General features: G+C 39.9%; 16 protein-coding genes. 5 read left to right on the top strand and 11 right to left on the bottom strand.

All coding sequences use genetic code 11. The features are described from left to right. Positions 1 to 14: 14 nt before the first annotated feature. From NSS81_RS24620 to NSS81_RS24585, 8 genes are all read right to left on the bottom strand, one after another. Positions 15 to 995: a zinc-binding dehydrogenase gene (locus tag NSS81_RS24620; protein ID WP_342431234.1), complete on the bottom strand. Its 981-nt coding sequence runs from the start codon at positions 993 to 995 to the stop codon at positions 15 to 17. 2 nt (positions 996 to 997) lie between these two features. Further along, positions 998 to 2548, bottom strand: a complete 1551-nt coding sequence (locus NSS81_RS24615) for a class I adenylate-forming enzyme family protein (RefSeq protein ID WP_342431233.1) — start codon at positions 2546 to 2548, stop codon at positions 998 to 1000. A gap of 28 nt (positions 2549 to 2576) precedes the next feature. Further along, positions 2577 to 2987 carry a PaaI family thioesterase gene (locus NSS81_RS24610; protein WP_342431232.1) on the bottom strand — a complete coding sequence of 137 codons (411 nt, stop codon included), beginning with the start codon at positions 2985 to 2987 and terminating at the stop codon, positions 2577 to 2579. A 778-nt stretch (positions 2988 to 3765) separates the two neighbouring features. After that, positions 3766 to 5337: a SagB family peptide dehydrogenase gene (locus NSS81_RS24605; RefSeq protein ID WP_342431231.1), complete on the bottom strand. Its 1572-nt coding sequence runs from the start codon at positions 5335 to 5337 to the stop codon at positions 3766 to 3768. A gap of 23 nt (positions 5338 to 5360) precedes the next feature. Then, a complete protein-coding gene (locus NSS81_RS24600; RefSeq protein WP_342431230.1) occupies positions 5361 to 7301 on the bottom strand; it encodes a TOMM precursor leader peptide-binding protein in 1941 nt (646 codons plus the stop codon). Further along, positions 7301 to 9262, bottom strand: a complete 1962-nt coding sequence (locus tag NSS81_RS24595; protein ID WP_342431229.1) for a putative thiazole-containing bacteriocin maturation protein — start codon at positions 9260 to 9262, stop codon at positions 7301 to 7303. The genes NSS81_RS24600 and NSS81_RS24595 overlap by 1 nt, the downstream gene beginning before the upstream one ends. 56 nt (positions 9263 to 9318) lie before the next feature. Next, the gene (locus NSS81_RS24590) at positions 9319 to 9531 is read right to left on the bottom strand and encodes a hypothetical protein (protein ID WP_342431228.1); all 213 of its coding nucleotides are present in this window, start codon (positions 9529 to 9531) and stop codon (positions 9319 to 9321) included. A 524-nt stretch (positions 9532 to 10055) separates the two neighbouring features. Continuing rightward, on the bottom strand, positions 10056 to 10898 hold the full coding sequence (locus NSS81_RS24585) for a pirin family protein (RefSeq protein WP_342431227.1): 843 nt from the start codon (positions 10896 to 10898) through the stop codon (positions 10056 to 10058). 112 nt (positions 10899 to 11010) lie between these two features. On the opposite strand from NSS81_RS24585, the gene NSS81_RS24580 reads away from it, so the two are divergent. Further along, positions 11011 to 11349, top strand: coding sequence for a helix-turn-helix domain-containing protein (locus NSS81_RS24580; RefSeq protein WP_342431226.1), 339 nt, complete (start codon positions 11011 to 11013; stop codon positions 11347 to 11349). Between the two features lie 140 nt (positions 11350 to 11489). Next, positions 11490 to 11810, top strand: a complete 321-nt coding sequence (locus tag NSS81_RS24575; RefSeq protein WP_342431225.1) for a hypothetical protein — start codon at positions 11490 to 11492, stop codon at positions 11808 to 11810. Positions 11811 to 12432: 622 nt separating this feature from the next. Here the strand turns inward: NSS81_RS24575 and NSS81_RS24570 are convergent. After that, positions 12433 to 13410, bottom strand: a complete 978-nt coding sequence (locus NSS81_RS24570; RefSeq protein ID WP_342431224.1) for a fumarylacetoacetate hydrolase family protein — start codon at positions 13408 to 13410, stop codon at positions 12433 to 12435. A 111-nt stretch (positions 13411 to 13521) separates the two neighbouring features. Beyond that, a complete protein-coding gene (locus tag NSS81_RS24565) occupies positions 13522 to 13974 on the bottom strand; it encodes a DMT family transporter (RefSeq protein ID WP_342431223.1) in 453 nt (150 codons plus the stop codon). 254 nt (positions 13975 to 14228) lie between these two features. On the opposite strand from NSS81_RS24565, the gene NSS81_RS24560 reads away from it, so the two are divergent. Genes NSS81_RS24560 through NSS81_RS24550 form a run of 3 tightly spaced genes read left to right on the top strand, consistent with a single transcriptional unit; the run spans position 14229 to position 15911 of the window. Beyond that, complete coding sequence (locus NSS81_RS24560; protein WP_342431222.1) at positions 14229 to 15125, top strand: chromosome condensation regulator; 897 nt, start codon at positions 14229 to 14231, stop codon at positions 15123 to 15125. 50 nt (positions 15126 to 15175) lie between these two features. After that, positions 15176 to 15541 carry a hypothetical protein gene (locus NSS81_RS24555; RefSeq protein WP_342431221.1) on the top strand — a complete coding sequence of 122 codons (366 nt, stop codon included), beginning with the start codon at positions 15176 to 15178 and terminating at the stop codon, positions 15539 to 15541. Between the two features lie 7 nt (positions 15542 to 15548). Further along, positions 15549 to 15911 (top strand): hypothetical protein, encoded by a 363-nt coding sequence (locus NSS81_RS24550; RefSeq protein ID WP_342431220.1) that lies wholly within the window; start codon positions 15549 to 15551, stop codon positions 15909 to 15911. A 145-nt stretch (positions 15912 to 16056) separates the two neighbouring features. Here the strand turns inward: NSS81_RS24550 and NSS81_RS24545 are convergent, their stop codons facing one another. Further along, entirely contained in the window at positions 16057 to 16974 is a 918-nt protein-coding gene (locus NSS81_RS24545; protein ID WP_342431219.1) for a carbohydrate kinase family protein, read from the bottom strand. Positions 16975 to 17101: the final 127 nt, after the last annotated feature.

The following is a 17101-nucleotide window of genomic DNA, read 5'->3' as shown; positions in this document are numbered from 1 at the left end:
TGTTTTAGTATGATTTATGGTTTAATAATAATCTTTCCAAAGATTTCACGTTCCTCAATTAGACGATGAGCTTCTTTAATGTCTTCAATAGGAAGAACCCTATCAATAATTGGTTTTAACTTTTTACTCTTAACTAAATCTAAAAGAATTTCCAAATCTTTTCTTTCCCAACCATTCGAACCCAGTATTGAGATTTCACGTGTCCAAACATAACGTAAATCTGTTACTGCATCAAATCCAGTAGTTGCTCCACATGTAAGAATTCTTCCACCATTCCTCGTTGCGAGGATACTCTTAGGCCAAGTCGCTTTCCCTGTGTAATCAACAATGACATCTGCACCTTTCTTTCCTGTTAATTTCCAAACCTCTTTAGCAAAGTCAACATCGTTATAATTAATTACATAATCGGCTCCCAAATCTTTTAATCTTTCGAGTTTCTCATCCGAACCTGCTGCAGCAATCACTTTTGCACCTGCAAGTTTAGCAATTAATACTGCCGCATTTCCAACTCCTCCACTGGCACCGAGAATAACAATCGTTTCATTGACTTGAAGTTTTCCTCTTGTAATAAGCATTCTTAATGCCGTTCCATATGCGATTGGTAAGGCAGCGGCTTCTTCAAAAGAAACTTCCTCTGGCAAATGAATGAGGTTTTCAGCAGGAATTTTTACGTATTCCGCTAATCCTCCAGTTAAATCTTCACCTAAAGCGCCATGTCCTTGAATATGAGGATCAACTAGTACTCTATCTCCTACTTTCACATTTGTAACATTTGCACCAATCTTTTGCACAACCCCCGAAACATCTCCGCCAGAAATATGCGGAAGCGGAAGCGTTCTACCAGGAATACCTCTTCTTACGAATATATCCAGATGATTAAGAGACACAGCTACAACCTTTACTACGACTTCGTTTTCTCCTACTTCTGGTTTAGGATAATCTCCAACAATTAAATTCTCTCTATCTCCGTGTTTAACAATAAGTGCTGCTTTCATTTTCACTTCATCCCTTCTACTAAATATGTATTTAATGTATTCTTAAGCTGAGTTCGGTCTACTTTTCCAGGTCCTGTGAGTGGCAAGGCATCTAGAAAAAATATTTTCCTAGGATGTGAGTAGGCAGGTCCAATTGAAATGAAAAAGTCCCTTACCTCCTCGAATTCTAACTGTTGCCCATCATTAGAAACAATGAATGCAATCGGTACCTGCCCTTTTACATCATGAGGTATTGGAAGAACACATACGTCCTTAATATTTGGATGCTTCAAAAGAATATTTTCAATTTCTTTTGGATAAGCATTCTCACCACCGATATTAATCATGTCATCCTTCCGACCAACAATATATATGAAACCATCTTCATCTTCCCAAGCTGCATCGCCTGTTTTTAACCATCCGTCAGACGTGATTCGTTTAGCAGATACTTCTGGAAGATTCCAGTATCCTTTTGTTACTCCAGGATTATTAACCCAAAGTTCACCAACTTCGCGAAGTTTTACTGGTATTCCATCTTCGTTGACAATTTTAACTGAACAACCTGGTACGGGTTTTCCTGCGGAACCGTGACGTTGTTCTCCTTTTCGAGAAGCAGTAACCATTGGACCACCTTCAGTTAAACCGTATCCTTCGTAGACCTCGATTCCCATTCTTTGACGAATCTCGTCTAATAGCTCAACTGGTGCATCTGATGAGCCACAAAAAACAAATCGAAGCGATTTTAAATCGTATCGCTGATCCTCATTCGCACTAATTTGATTGACTAGCATCCGATATAGGGCTGGAACTCCAGTCATGAACGTGCATCGATAAGTCTCAATAGAATGTAATATAGACTCTGGATCTACTTTCGGCAGAATAACAGCAGATGATCCTTTGAAAAATATCATTTTCATCATAGCCATCGCATTCTTATGGTAAAGAGGCAAAGCTATGAGAATACGGTCTGTATCATTTATACCCTTTACCTCAGAAGTAGCCTTGACATTCCAATATTGTCCTTGATGGGTAAGCTTGCATCCTTTTGGATTACCCGTGGAACCAGATGTATAAGGTAGAAAGCACAGTTCATCCTCTTTTGCAGAATAAATAGTTAATTCACTAGATTGATTTTTTAGTAGTTCATCATAAGAATAATTGGCTATTGAATCATTTAAATCTGCAGCAACAACTTTTATTGGTATATTCGTAACCTGATCAATTCCCTCAACTTTCTTTTTAAAAGAAGTATGATAGACAAGAACTTGACTCCCACTATCCCCGACTATATATGCAAGAGTTTCAATACCTTGTTTTGCATTCATTGGTATAGGTACAGCCCCAATGGACATGAGTCCAAAACAAATTTCTAAGAAACGAAAATCATTTGGAAAAAGGACAGCTACTCTTGCCCCTGGTTTTACACCTAATCCTAAAAATAAATTTCCAGCTTGATTAACACGGTCTCTTAACTCAACGTAACTTAATGTTTTTTCATTTGTAATGAGGGCCGTTTTGAAAGGAAACCTTCTCGCTGATTCATGGATAATAGTTGCGAAATTATAAATCCCCATTATATCAACACATCCTCCTTTTACTTATTTATATTTGTTTAGTGTTAAAAAGACCTCTGCCAATGGCAATCTGTTTACCTTCTTTGTTAGTTACGACAACGTCAGCAACACTTACAGATTTACCAATTTTCACGACCGAAGCTTTTGCATACAAATCCTCTTTCCTTGCAACTCGCAAGTAATCAACACGCAAATCTATAGTTGGGTTAGGTTGATTTAGCCGTTGAAAGATAGCAAAATACCCAGCAATATCAATAATTGTCGCTATTATTCCACCATGTATATAACCATCCTCACCAGTAATAAAAGTATTTTTAAATGGAAGACAAATCGTAAGAGAATTTTCATTGGACTCAACTAGATGGACGCCTAAAAATTGATGATATGGAGAGCTTGTTAACAGTTCTTCAACCTCATGATTAGATAAAATTTGATTCATTTATTATTTCTCCTTTAAGCAATTTTTTAATTTGATAATAATTTCTGAAATAAAATATTCATCACTCCCTTCTTTGGCATACTTAATTGGAAAAAGTGACCTTCAGTAATTTGATCGGCTTAAATCGGCATTATATATTCTTAAATAATTTCATATTAAAGAATATATTTAGGTTCTTATCTGTCTTTTTTGATAAAAAAAGGCCCTAAACTATTTAAGTGTAATAGTCAAGGGCCTTCGGTTGTCCGAACAGCGTTAGGAACTCATATTAGATTGTTATGGGGTATGTAATTTAATTATACTTTAATCCAATTAATCCTACCTGTCAACTATGTTTTACGAAAAAATTCTAATTTTTTAGAATTTACAAATACAATATTTCATATTCTAAGGAAAATGTTTGGCTATTGGTTTTAAAAGGGGAAAGATGACAGGGTTGCCACTATTTATTGTCCGTGGTGGCACTGAAGTATGGCGGAGCTGTCATTTGCGTGACTGTATTCAAATACTTTTTAGTTCGCTCTTGAAAAAACTGTGTCATATAGATTTCATTCAATTCATTCAACCATATTTTGATGATACAAATCTTTATGACTAAGATGGCACAAAAGAAGACTAACACTAAATATGTTCCTTTGTTGCAAAAATACAAGAAAAACTAAAAGAAATCCCATTAGGGATTTCCAAATATTTATATTTATTTGATACCTGTCAACTGATTTCTAATCCATGCGGAACAATCCTGTTAAACCAGATTTTCGGGGTGTGACACTAAAATTCAGCTAATCAAACTCCCTTTTAACCAGGCGCGTGGACGGTGTGGACCTACCGGAATTTGGATCAAGCTGGTTTTTCCTTTCGAATAAATCCTGTATAGTTCATCACATTGGTTTGCATCGAATCCTAGCAGTGGATGCCCCCCCATCCCTAAGGCACACGACACCAAGAGCATTCGTTGGACGAGGATGCCTGCTTCCATCTGTTGAATGCGGTATCCTCTATACCCTAATTCTTCTTTGAGGTGATCCCTGTCTCCAACGACATGCATACAAAGCGGAACTTGATACAGATTTACATTGGGCATTGTTAATCCTAATTGTAAAAAATGTCGGTAATCCCCTTCGGTTATTCTTCGAAGCGCATGAGCGCTATTGTCATAAGCGTAGGCCCCATTTGGAACTCCCTCCACATTATAAAAACTGCCATACAAGGAAACACGAGTCTCAACATTCCCCTGTGTGTCATCAAGGTCATTCTGATACGAGAAGGAAAATATCTCATTTAACAAAGTGGATAGTTGGGTTTGGCTCACTTTTCCTATCATAAAATCATTTTCAGGAGAATACCGCTTTCTGCAAACGGATGCGAGATCGTACGAAAAGCTCTCTGTAAATGGCATCAAGATCATCTCTGTACCTAAAGTAGGTTTTACACTGGTCTTTTTCTTTATCTTTACAAATGACTGTGTTGTTTCGAACATGGATGCTTCATTAAGTTTTCTCAGCATCGGATAATCAATGACTCTCTTTGAACGGTTATAAGTCATATGATTCAACAATGGCACTTCTTGGCATAATTCAGCTGCAGAAACCATTTTTTTTCTATTATAATCATCATCAACACAATCGATAGATTGATTCATACCTAATGGGATAACCGCATATACACTTTCAACCTGTTCGGATAGTCCTAACAAATGATTGATAGATCGATCAAGAAATTGATAGCAGACCCGTGAAGAGAATCCCATCCGATTGGCGACCTCTAACGATTGTCCAATTAACACACCTGCATCTAATCCTTGGAGCCTGTAGGAAAAATTATGGTATTTATAAAAATTTTTCCAAAAAACTGTCGAGACGAAAACGGTACAAAAACTCTCGGTAACCTTATAGCTATTTTCAAGGCTTCTGGATATATAGCTATCGTAATTTCCTTCTCGCAACAAAATGAGACGATGATGTGCCACATCGTAATGGTAAATTCCCTTTGGAATATCTTCTAGATTTATATACACATATAATTCATTGGGATACATCGCTCCTCCAGATGGAACAAATCTCCGTAAAGACTGAGCGAAGTATATGGTTTCCTCGTTTAGTGGTGATTGAGAGTATTGTGTAAGCCCGTATACATACCATAAAAAATAACCAAGCTCATCTAGGTTCGGGTTTAGATGAGCTTCTCGTTTCTTGAGTGTTAATGGTACTTCTGCGGAAAGGGGAATCTCTGGTAAGCCGCGGTATAGTTTATAGGGAAGTGGTGCGTCTTCCCAGTCCACCTGCCAATCCGGCGGAAAAATTTTATCCGTATCAAAATGTAGATCGTGTAGAAATGTGTCCAGCTCCAATCTTAAGTCCTCCTACTCTTCAATTATGGGAACGGATGGGGATAGGGATTAAGCTGTTCATACGATAATGGCACCTTCGTAAACCCTAGTTGCATGGGTACCTTGAGTACCCTCTCCAGCCCATTCACCCGGGTAAGGTGATGTCCAAATGTTATCGGTAGCATTCCAGGAATCAATACCTTTACACAGAATAATCCGTTCCGTTTCGTTATAGGTGTTGTTTGGTCAACTACGATGACTTCAAGGTTTAAACGTCGGAACCTATTAAGAATATTCTGAAGATCATCCTTCAAATCAGTATTTGCCGGCGGCTGCTTAAATTCCTCAGCAAACGTACGTAAAGGACGTTGATCATCCAATAAAAAATTCAGTCGTTCCTCTGCTTCTCGCAGACCATATAGCATGCCATGATCCTCCATGGTACCTACAGCGAACGGATCTTGTAACATCGCCTCATATTTCTGTCGGTTGTCCTCCAATTTTTCGTCATGCATAAACATCATTCCCGCAAGCTCGTAAATCGTGCTTTTTACAGCCCTTATAGGATCAGGGTTAGCTCCGGCAGCACAAATGAGATTTAAACCCTTGGATTTTCTGTTTTTGGCCACTGCCCAAACGCTTGGAATCTCATGTTCCATTGTTGAATTATAAAAATAAAGGTCGTATCCCGCCACCTCACGTATACGGTCGACCATCAGCTGTATTTCTTTATCGTTAGCAGAACTAAGATCAAGACGCGGGAGAGGGAGCCTGGCATACCAGGTTAACAAGAATGAATCTCGTTCGACGACCTCCATAATTGCATGAAAAATGGCTTCCTCTAAACTACCCCCTATTGCACATCCGTTGGAGGTTTCATAAACAAAGCCTTCCTCACAGCCCAAACTGTAATAGGCGAGTAACTCCGGAATCAGAATAGGACGTTCTTGTAAGAACGAATAGCCCCAGACCCAATTCATTGGTTCATCAGGATGAAACCGTTTAAACGGAAAATGAGGCTTTTCATATTGATTCTTTTCATGTAAACCTACGCATTCAGGATTTAGTGCTGTATTCTCTAGATTATGATAACTATCACGTACAACCTTCCTTTTGCCTCGAGGTTCAACTCCGCAATATCGCTCCAAACCTTCCAAAATGGCTGTTAGCTCACTCATTTCATACGAATTAGACCTTCCTCCTACTCCCTCATCCGCTCCAAACAGTGGCATGTTCACTAAAACATCAGCAAATGGCAACGTGAAATCCTGCATTTTCCCATTCATGACACCAGTACGATAATCGAGATAATCTTTGACTAGCACTGTCTTTAATTCATCCATCGAACGGCAGCGATAACCACCACCAGTTATTTTAGGACTAGATTCTAACCTAATTTGAGCTAATTCTGCTCTGTCATCAGGTAATGAACTGCACATCGGGCACAATGGGTCAGGTAAGAAAAGATGACTAGAGTTCGTTAACGTTCTTAAGTTTGTAATAAACACTCTTTCTTCTAAATGACTGGATTGTCCTTGAAAAATTCTCTGCACTTCGTTACCTATCAAGGTTGCCATTTGAAATAGTGCTGTTCTTGATGCCCAAGCATCTCGCAGTACACCTTCTCTGGCTGCCATTCTCCCCTGCAACTTCCACATTTCTTGACGATCGGGACTGGCTATCATGCGCCGCATGTCAGCACAGTGAGAACATCCTGGTGTATATGGACGTACGAAGGGACCAATAATTCCCTCCCCAAACGAAACGAAACCCCGAAGCCACGGAATACCTTTGGCCCTGAATCTTTTTTCCGCTTTTTGAAGAACCGATGGATGCCAGGCATCGTGCAGCACCAAAGCTAATTCTGTTTCTATTGAAACCACTTCTACTATTTTTTGACGCTTTACAAGATAATTAACAGACAATTGATTATAGACAATATCCGCTAATAACCCCTGTCCGACAATTAGAATATTGGCAGTCATTAGGATCCCTCCTCTCGTACCTGCACTCCAAACACCCCTGCCAGTTCCTGTGTTAAAAAAGGTTCGAACGCAAGATCATAAACGAACAGCCTTTTGCTATTTTGGTTCAGAACCTGAATGGAAGACTGTAATAGTTCCAATTGGGTCATTTCATCACCAAAGGGGATTTCGAGCTGGGTTTCCTTTTTTTCAAGAAAAACCACTGATTCCATGTCTTGCCTAACTTTGGAATTCACCTGGCTTTGAGTATCCAAAAGCGCTAGTTGTAATGCATTTCGTAAGGCCAACGTTCTATTTAAACCTGACCTAGTGTACCAACGGCCATTCGACCATACCCCTATTACGGGGAAGCCCAGTATATCCTCTTTCAGTCCGATTGTCGGAGAACCATTCAAGGTAGTCAGGCCATTTAAATAAACTCTGCAGTGGCGATCTTCGATTGATCCTAGCTGTACATGAAAAATCTTGTTCAGTTGATCAACCTTTCTTTTTCTCAATTCCTCATCTAAAAATACTTGCAGCCCTCGACAAACAGCCTCTTCGATTGTTTCCCCTGCACCGATGCCGATAAATCCCTCTGGTATGTTTGCACCCACATGATCTTTCTGATTTCTGAATTCCACAACATTCGAATCAATCATTTGTGAAACATACATTTCAATGCCCGTCAGACCGGCCTCTCTTTTTGCTTCCTCATGTGTTAGACCGGCACAGACAACTTCTGGCAGAAGTTCTACCGGTCCATCGGACACTATGTTAGCTGCTTGAACATAGCATTGTGAAAGAGGAAGCTGTGTCAAATCACGTTCCTCCCACGTATGGAAAATCCCAATCTCTTCGGAAGTTAACAGACTGAAATATTCCAAAAGGTTACTCGGCTGGTCTTTTCTGTCCGATTCCTGATTGAGCCTTACTTCAAGATTTTCAACCAGTCTAGGCGTAACACTTCTAGATGTAGCCAACGGATGGATGATGAATGATAACCAGTCGCCTTCCAGTGTTTCAAGATTAAGCAGATAAATTTGATTACTCTGATTTGAACCTGTAATACCTGTAGCCTTTTTGAAAAATTCGAATACAGTGATATTCGCCAGAATCGATCCGGCTGTTGAAGAGTAAGTTTGTAGCTGCCGATCATCTTGCAATGCCGATTGATGGATGCGACGCCATGCGGACTCCCAGCATCCCTCTGATTCCGGATGAACCAATGGACCTGCAAGCCCCACTTGGTCTAAATATATGGCGGGGAGAAATATCTTCCTTTCCTCTTTGCAAACTAAATTAAGATTCCTTAGTTCATTTACATTTCCATCCTGCGAGACATACAGAATCGCATCATAGGGCTGTATGGATTTTTTCCAAAAATTTCTTTCTCCCCCTTTTTCAAATGGTAACTCCTGTACCTCCATATCGGAGTCAGCCTTTTTGGCAATCTTCACCAGCTCATTGATCCGCATTCGATTTGTAGGTATTGATCCCGTTATCATCAAATGGAATTTAGGAAGTCCCGATTCGATTAATGCACTAGCTAATGAAACGAGCATGGGACCAGAGCCAACAGCCAGAACTTTAGCCTGACGGTATTCTTGTAAGCGGTACGCACCAGAATCTACAAAATTTTCAATAAATTCAATTTGTGACGCATACTTTTCGAGCACTTTTGCTTTTAATTGATGGGGAGTATCTTGACTGGCATCTCGAACAAAACCATTCTTGTACAACGTTTCTCCAATCTCATATACCCTGTTTCGATACGGTGGCGTTAAACCCTCTGTCAAGGCACCTAATGTTTGCTCCCCATTGAACATCGGCATCAGCTTTTCAACCCACTGATAGATTGTACCTCCTTTCATACGGAATGAGCTTCTATTATTTCTAAAATACGCACCTCCTTCTTGATCAGGTAAATAAAATGTATCCCTTTTTACCTTCAGACGTGTGGACGAGTTAAGTTTCGTCATTCAGCTCCTCCTTCATTCTAATCATTCCTAAATATCCATTATCATTTTATGTACTTTTATTTGTCCATTATGACAAACCAAAAAAGAAGTGCCCCTGTGACACTCATACAGGAGCACTTGCTATTCATAAAATAACCAAATTTTTTTGAAAAACTACCAACCCCAACAGTTGGAACAGCTAAAGCAGGAGAAACAGCTAAAACAGCTAAAACCGCAACGGTGAAATCCTCCGCAATGATGAAAGCCTCCACAACGACCAAATCCTCCACAACGACCAAATCCCCCACAACGGCCAAATCCAAACTGGCGCATATCTTGGTTCTGAGGATCCATATAATTCATTTCACCAACTTGGTAATTACCCATTCCCAACATTTGTAGGTCATTTTGAAAATTATGCATTTTTTCCTCCCCTTTCTATTTAATAATCAGGTTAAACCGACACCTAAAAGGAGAGTAGAACGAAGGTAATTTGTCGTTTTGCGTAAATGAAACCAGCAGATACCACGTGTACTCTCTTCAACAAATTATGATTCAAGTTAGGTCATTGCCACTGAATTAAGTGCCTATTTTACGTTGAAACTACCCTAAAATATTGCTTCATAAAAGGAAGCACTGATGGTTGACAAATAATAAAGGCGCCAGACATCATCCAATATCTGGATGGAGCCTGGCGCCTTGTTCTTTAATTTAGAATACTAGGGTCATTCCTCGGTGTGCTAAAGCTTTAGTTTACCGGGGGAATGACCCTTAGACCATAATCAAATTCAGAATAACTATTTCGGTAAATTCCTTAATCTTCTAAAGTTTCGAATTTACCCGCATGATAATCCTGATATGCCTGTCGTATTTCTTCTTCTGTATTCATTACGAAAGGTCCATATGCTACTACAGGTTCTTTGATAGGCTCACCTGCAAACAGAACAAGTCGTAAATTTTCGTTTGCTAATAACTGGATACCACTGCTACTCTCTTCATCTGCAGAACCAATCCACATCGCTTGCCCTTTTTTTGCTTCGACTTTATTTTCTCCGAATGTGCCACTTCCTTCTAATACATAAATATAGCCATTATAAGTACCGGGAAGATCCTGAATAGCGGATGATCCTTTTTCTAAAACGATTTCTACAAATGTAACAGGTGCGTAATTCAGTGTATTTGATACAATATCTCCTGACGAACCTGAATATACCCTAATTAAAGCACCATTCTCCTCACGAACAGGCATGTCTTTTGCATGCATATTTTGATAACGAGGTTTTACCATTTTAAATTTACCTGGTAAGTTAACCCAAAGTTGAAGAAGATGAACTTTTTCACCATCAAGTGGTGATTCGTTATGAAGAACCCCTCTACCGGCAGTCATAAATTGCAGGTCACCCTTTTCTAGAATCCCTCCCGCACCAGTAGCATTGTCATAATGTTGAATTCTTCCATCGATGATATATGTTAGGGTCTCTATACCACGATGAGGATGTACATCAAATGCTCCTTTTTCAAATTTATCTTCCATTAATAATAAAAACGGGTCATAATCCATCCAATTTCCAGGAGCTAGAACTGGTCCAGCGGTATGAATAGGACTAACTTTTTGTTCGTTTACCGTCCATATTTTTTTTATTTCACGAAGTTTCATATTTCCATCCCCTTTTTTAACTATTAGAATCATTATAAATTATTAAAATTAATTTTGTAAGTATGCACTTTAGAGTGATATAGTATACAAAAAGATACTAATGGAGGTTAACATGAAAATACAACCAAATCACTGTAAATTACAAGGTGCTCTTTCAATCCTAGTTGGAAAATGGAAGCCAACTATCTTATTATTTCTAATGTCGGAGGGTACAATGCGATATGGTGAATTAAAAAAAGCACTAGTAGGTATTACACCCAAAATGCTAACCAATCAATTACGAGAATTAGAAGAAGAAGGGCTGATAAGTCGGGAAGTATATCCTCAAATCCCACCAAAAGTTGAGTATTCAATAACTGAGTATGGAATGACATTGAAGCCTATTTTGGAAGCAATGCATGAGTGGGGGACAAAGCATATCACAAGAAGAATAGAGACTGTTAAGCATTAATTTATTTTTTTTGGGATAGCCGAGGACACTAGTGACTTTAGTCATGAGAGGTTCAGTTATGTAAGAACAAGAGGTTGATGCTGAGTCAAAAGGTCGTTAACTGACGGCCCTTTTGACTCAGTTTTTTTGTATGATGTTTAGTGAGAAAATGGATACTAATCGTAAAAATCAGGCAGGTAATTTCCCCGCTGAATGCATCCTTGATTCGGGACACAGTTGCCTTCGGAATCGATTCACCGATTTCGGTTGTTGGAACCTTCTTTCATCGACCGAACACACGGTCCTACTACGACTTCGGTCGATGGGACCTTCTTTCATCGACCGAACGAACGGTCCTACTACTTTTTCGGTCGATGAAACCTTCTCTCATCGACCGAACGCATGGTCCTACTACGATTTCGGTCGATGGAACCTTCTCTCATCGACCGAACGAACGGTCCTACTACGTTTTCGGTCGATGAAACCTTCTCTCATCGACCGAACGCATGGTCCTACTACGTTTTCGGTCGATGAAACCTTCTCTCATCGACCGAACGCATGGTCCTACTACGATTTCGGTCGATGGAACCTTCTCTCATCGACCGAACGAACGGTCCTACTACGATTTCGGTCGATGAAACCTTCTCTCATCGACCGAACGCATGGTCCTACTACGTTTTCGGTCGATGAAACCTTCTCTCATCGACCGAACGCATGGTCCTACTACGTTTTCGGTCGATGAAACCTTCTCTCATCGACCGAACGAACGGTCCTACTCCGAGTTCGGTCGATGAAACCTTCTCTCATCGACCGAACGCATGGTCCTACTACGACTTCGGTCGATGAAACCTTCTCTCATCGACCGAACGAACGGTCCTACTACGTTTTCGGTCGATGTAACCTTCTCTTATCGACCGAACAAACGGTCCTACTACGACTTCGGTCGATGAAACCTTCTTTCTTCGCCCCCCCCCGGATCGCTCAATAAAAAGCGAAGCGCCTAGAGTAGAAATCAACAGACAAATTTTATAGAAAGACCCAGAAAAAAGTGGTGCCCCTAAAAGTTATACTTTTGGGACACCCTCGTATTGAACAAATACAATTTTAAGAAATGGCTACTTTACTAGAAACCACTTTATTAACTTGTTCACCTAGGTCAATTTTCCCATCTTTACTCTTAATTTGAGAACGAATAACATCTCCATCTTTCAGATATCTACCGTTATTTATTTGACTTTCAAGAAGTAAATCTACTTTCTCAGCGTAAGAGACCACATGGCTTGATAGTTGTCCCATTGTCTCTGGTGTAAGCCTTAGTGCTACTCCGCCAGTTGTACCTGTAATAACCAAATCACCTTTTGAAAGATCCATAATTTCTGAAAGCTCTGTTAGAGTTTCATAAGGTTTGAATAATAATTGATTCGTGTTTGCCGATTGGCGTAATTCATCATTTACCCATAAATTTAATTCGAGATTATGAATGAGTGGAACCTCTTCCTTGTCAAGTAAGTATAAAAAAGGCCCTGTTGGTCCAAAAGTACGGTAGCTCTTCCCTTTTAAAAATTGCCCCTCAGAGAGTTGTACATCTCGAGCAGAAACATCATTCATAATGACAAGCCCTGCAATATATTGATGAAGGTTTTCTTCTGTCACTTCAACCGATGAAGAAATCTCCGTTCCAATAACTAGCCCTAGCTCAATTTCATAGTCTAAAAGTTTAACATGGGATGGACGAATAATCTCCGAGTATGGACCACAAAGTGTGCTATCTGCTTTACTAAAAAACAAATTAAATGGCGGCCGGGCTTCATCCATTCCAGCTTCAGCACGATGAGATGAGTAATTAGCACCCTGACAGACAATTCTTGCTGGTTTGGTCACAGGGCTTAAGATTGTCACTTCATTTAATAAAAGAAATTCACCTTGTCCTTGTTCTTTTAATTTTCTAGCGGCTTCGACACCTTCTTCTAAAAAATGAGCTAAAGAAGAATAGGAATCCTTTAATACAAGAATTTTATTATTTGATACAACTCCCCACTGCTCTTTATTATCTTTTTCAAATCTTACAACCTGTAATCCCATATTTAACTCCTCCTAAATTAATTTGGTTCTTTATGTAAATATTTTACCAATAACCTCTTAACACGTAGGATTTTTTCGATCATTTTATCATGTGCCAATTTTCCCACTCCCTCAAAACCACTTACCGTTCCCCTTAAATATCAACAACAACGAGATAACTAAAAGGACTAAACCCGTAATGCGGTACCAATCAATGGGTATCGGTTGTTTGATAAAGAACCCAAAGTGATCAAGTGTTACACTGATCAATAACTGTCCAACAATGACGGCCGTAATCGCTGAAGCTACTCCAATCTTTGGTACGACAGCGACCATAATTGTTACATATCCCACTCCAAGTGCTCCACCAATTAGCTGCCATTTTGGAACGGTTGTTACTTTTAATAAATCTCCTTTCCCTAGGAAAATAGCAAGTAATAAGAGAATAATTGTACCGATAAAAAACGAAACAAAACTACCTTCGATAATGCCAATCCTTTTTCCCAGCACACCATTGATTCCGGCTTGCACGCCAATGAAAGTCCCGCCAATAATCGCTAACAGTAAATAAATAATCATGTACATTTCTATACCACCTCAACTTGATCCAGCCCTTTCTGAGAATCAAACACCTAATTAAGTAAGTTCAACAAAAACACACCGATTCCTTTATTTTTGAAAGATTGGGATCAGTCCCTCAGTTAGTTAAAGCTTAAGTCTACCGAAGGACTGACCCTAATCCCCCAAACTGATATACTTATTAGTGAAATGAGGAAAATGAATAGTGAAATTCCGAATGCCTATAAATAGAATCTGAATTGTTTTCAAGGAGGTAAGACATGGATTACATTTCACGGAAAGAAGCGGTGCTAAAGGTGAAGCGGTGGCCGAAAGATACCATAGCAGCGGGTCGTCGTCATACCATCGGACTAAAATCGGACGGCACGGTGACGGCTATTGGTGATAATAAATATGGCCAATGTGATGTAAGCGGCTGGCGCGATATTGTGGGGGTAGCGGCTGGCAATGTTCATATGGCGATGAATACGGGAAATGCTCACACAATCGGTCTTAAATCTGACCGTACTGTAGCGGCTGTGGGTTGGAATAAGCATGACCAATGCGATGTAAACGGCTGGCGCGATATTGTAGCCGTTGCGGCAGGTTGGCGTCGTACCATTGGGCTTAAATCGGATGGCACAGTGGTAGCAGTGGGCCGAAATAATGATGGTGAATGCAATGTAAGCGGCTGGCATGATATTATGGCGGTATCGGCGGGTGACTGGCATACTATTGGTCTTAAATTGGACGGCACGGTGACGGCAGTGGGCAATAATCGGTTTCACCAATGCAATGTAAGCAGCTGGTGTGATATTGTGGCGATTGCAGCGGGTTATCTTCATACCATCGGACTTAAATCAGACGGTACGGTGACGGCTGAAGGTAAGAATAAACATAACCAATGCGATGTAAACAGCTGGGACGGTATAGTGGCGATTGCGGCGGGTAGTAATCATACCATCGGACTTAAATCAGACGGTACGGTAGCGGCTGTAGGTTGGAATGAGTATGGCCAATGTAATGTAAGTGATTGGCACGATATTGTGGCGATTGCGGCGGGTTGTGCCCATACCATCGGTCTTAAATCGGACGGCAGTGTAGTTGCTGTGGGTGATAATGAATATGGCCAATGCGATGTAAGCGACTGGCGCGGCATCCAACTGCCCAGCAATTAGTTTTTGATGTTAAGCAAATAATTCAGAGACAAAGAGAGGGCAGCAATAACATGGAAAACGTTTCAAGTGTAGAAAAAATGGAATCCATAAAATCCTTCCAATCGACAATCAGTAAATCCGAAAAAGCCCTGGCTCAGATGACTCAGAAAGGAGCAAATACTACCTTACTAAAGAAACGACTCAATGCTCTTTACATAGGATTAGCCATGCTAGAATACGTTTGGAATCAAATACCCCATCCTTACACACAGGAAGATTTCGCAGAAGCTCGTATTGTTCTTACTGGTTTATTCCCATCCATTGAGAACATTTATGCAAAGTTAAAGGCAAGTAGTCCTCAAAAAACACTTTTAAAAAGAAGAATCAAAGCATTGGAATTAGCTGTTCAGGCGATTGACAATCTTTCCAATGAATAACTAAAAAATGGAAAAACGGGGTCAGTCCCCCAGTACGTTAATGCTTTTGTGTACGGGGGGACTTAGAAATGGTGCCAGTGACACAGAAATCTACAAAAGAGCTGGAATGGACCGCAAACATTTTTCAAAAATACGATCCAATTCAAGCTACCGACCTGGAAAAACTACCATCATCGCTCTAGCTCTAGCACTTCAGTTAAACAAAAAAGAAACCGATAAGCTCTTGAGCTCAGCCGGTTACTTATTGTCGAACAGTGACACTGGGGATTTGGTCATTCAGTTTTGTCTTGAGAAAAAAATATACGATATCGACCAAGTCAATCAGGCCTTGGACTATTTGAGTCTAAAACCGTTGGCTGTGTTATCTTAAAACACAAAGTGAATAGTGCCTATCACGGTTTTCATTGTCATTAACTGGGCTTATTAAAGATACATTTCCGTTTCAATTCATACATTTTGTCCTTAAGAGGGCTTATTAAAGACACTTTGCCAGTTCTTTTCATAAATTTTTAAATTCAAGTCTCTAATAATTGGGGATATTTTTCTCTTGTCTTTTGAGAAATTAAAATAGAAGCGATTTTATTGGCAAAATCCAATCTTCTTTCAAATGACCAACCTTTTCGGCTAGCATAAAGATACCCCATATCAAAAGTATCTCCAGCTCCTGTCGTATCAACGACAGACACTGTGTATCCTTTTACTGTGTGTAATTCTCCTCCAACAAAAACAGCTGCTCCCTTTTCTCCAAGTTTTACAACGACTTCATCGCAATATTGGCCAACAATATTAACAGCTTTTTTCCAATCTAGTTCATTTGTTAAATGACAAATCTCAGTTTCATTTAATAAACAAACATCCACATATTTTATAAGCTCTAAAGTATTCTTTCTTGTTTCAACTTTCCAGCCATGTGGGTCCCATGATGGATCAAAGTAGATTTTCTTTCCTAATCTTTTTTGCTCAATGGCAACCTCTAAAGCATCTACCACTGTAAATTTCGGGAGTAAGAAATTCCCACAAATAACAACCTCTTTGTTGTCTGTTAAAAGATCCTTTTTTTCGTTATACATATCTATGCCGAACTCATCGTGGGCACCAGATACTGAGACAATGGCTCTTGAACCATTCTTATGGACAATGACAAAACTCGTGGGGGTTTGACTGCCCTTTAATCCAACAATCCCACCTGTTTCAATACCAAGCTGATCTAATTGTTCCAGCAAAAAGCTACCATCCTGGTCTTCTCCGACAGAAGAGATGATTACGGGTCGGAGCCCAAGTGAATGTAAGGCAAGGGCCATGTATCCTGCAGTTCCTGCAACACGTTTTTCGAAGCCTTGTGCCATTACTTCAGTATCCCATTTCGGCTGTTCTTCTAGACCACCAATAACGATGTCTAAGTTAAAATTTCCTACTATTCCTACTGGACTCACTATAACCCCTCCATCATTTCCAAAAACTTTCGCATAAGTTTTCTTCCATGTATTAGTCGCTACACCAAGCTTCTTTATTTCGGGTGAAGAGAACATGACTGTTCCCATCACCCAATCCAAGTTGATA

Source organism: Neobacillus sp. FSL H8-0543 (assembly GCF_038592905.1).
GTDB lineage: Bacteria > Bacillota > Bacilli > Bacillales > Cytobacillaceae > Neobacillus.
This window is presented reverse-complemented; position numbering and strand designations above follow the sequence as displayed.

Bases quoted from the DNA above. Each gene is read 5' to 3' on its own strand.
- NSS81_RS24620 (WP_342431234.1), bottom strand. From the start codon at position 995: ATGAAAGCAGCACTTATTGTTAAACACGGAGATAGAGAGAATTTAATT.
- NSS81_RS24615 (WP_342431233.1), bottom strand. From the start codon at position 2,548: ATGGGGATTTATAATTTCGCAACTATTATCCATGAATCAGCGAGAAGG.
- NSS81_RS24610 (WP_342431232.1), bottom strand. From the start codon at position 2,987: ATGAATCAAATTTTATCTAATCATGAGGTTGAAGAACTGTTAACAAGC.
- NSS81_RS24600 (WP_342431230.1), bottom strand. From the start codon at position 7,301: ATGACTGCCAATATTCTAATTGTCGGACAGGGGTTATTAGCGGATATT.
- NSS81_RS24595 (WP_342431229.1), bottom strand. From the start codon at position 9,262: ATGACGAAACTTAACTCGTCCACACGTCTGAAGGTAAAAAGGGATACA.
- NSS81_RS24585 (WP_342431227.1), bottom strand. From the start codon at position 10,898: ATGAAACTTCGTGAAATAAAAAAAATATGGACGGTAAACGAACAAAAA.
- NSS81_RS24580 (WP_342431226.1), top strand. From the start codon at position 11,011: ATGAAAATACAACCAAATCACTGTAAATTACAAGGTGCTCTTTCAATC.
- NSS81_RS24570 (WP_342431224.1), bottom strand. From the start codon at position 13,410: ATGGGATTACAGGTTGTAAGATTTGAAAAAGATAATAAAGAGCAGTGG.
- NSS81_RS24565 (WP_342431223.1), bottom strand. From the start codon at position 13,974: ATGTACATGATTATTTATTTACTGTTAGCGATTATTGGCGGGACTTTC.
- NSS81_RS24560 (WP_342431222.1), top strand. From the start codon at position 14,229: ATGGATTACATTTCACGGAAAGAAGCGGTGCTAAAGGTGAAGCGGTGG.
- NSS81_RS24555 (WP_342431221.1), top strand. From the start codon at position 15,176: ATGGAAAACGTTTCAAGTGTAGAAAAAATGGAATCCATAAAATCCTTC.
- NSS81_RS24550 (WP_342431220.1), top strand. From the start codon at position 15,549: ATGGAAAAACGGGGTCAGTCCCCCAGTACGTTAATGCTTTTGTGTACG.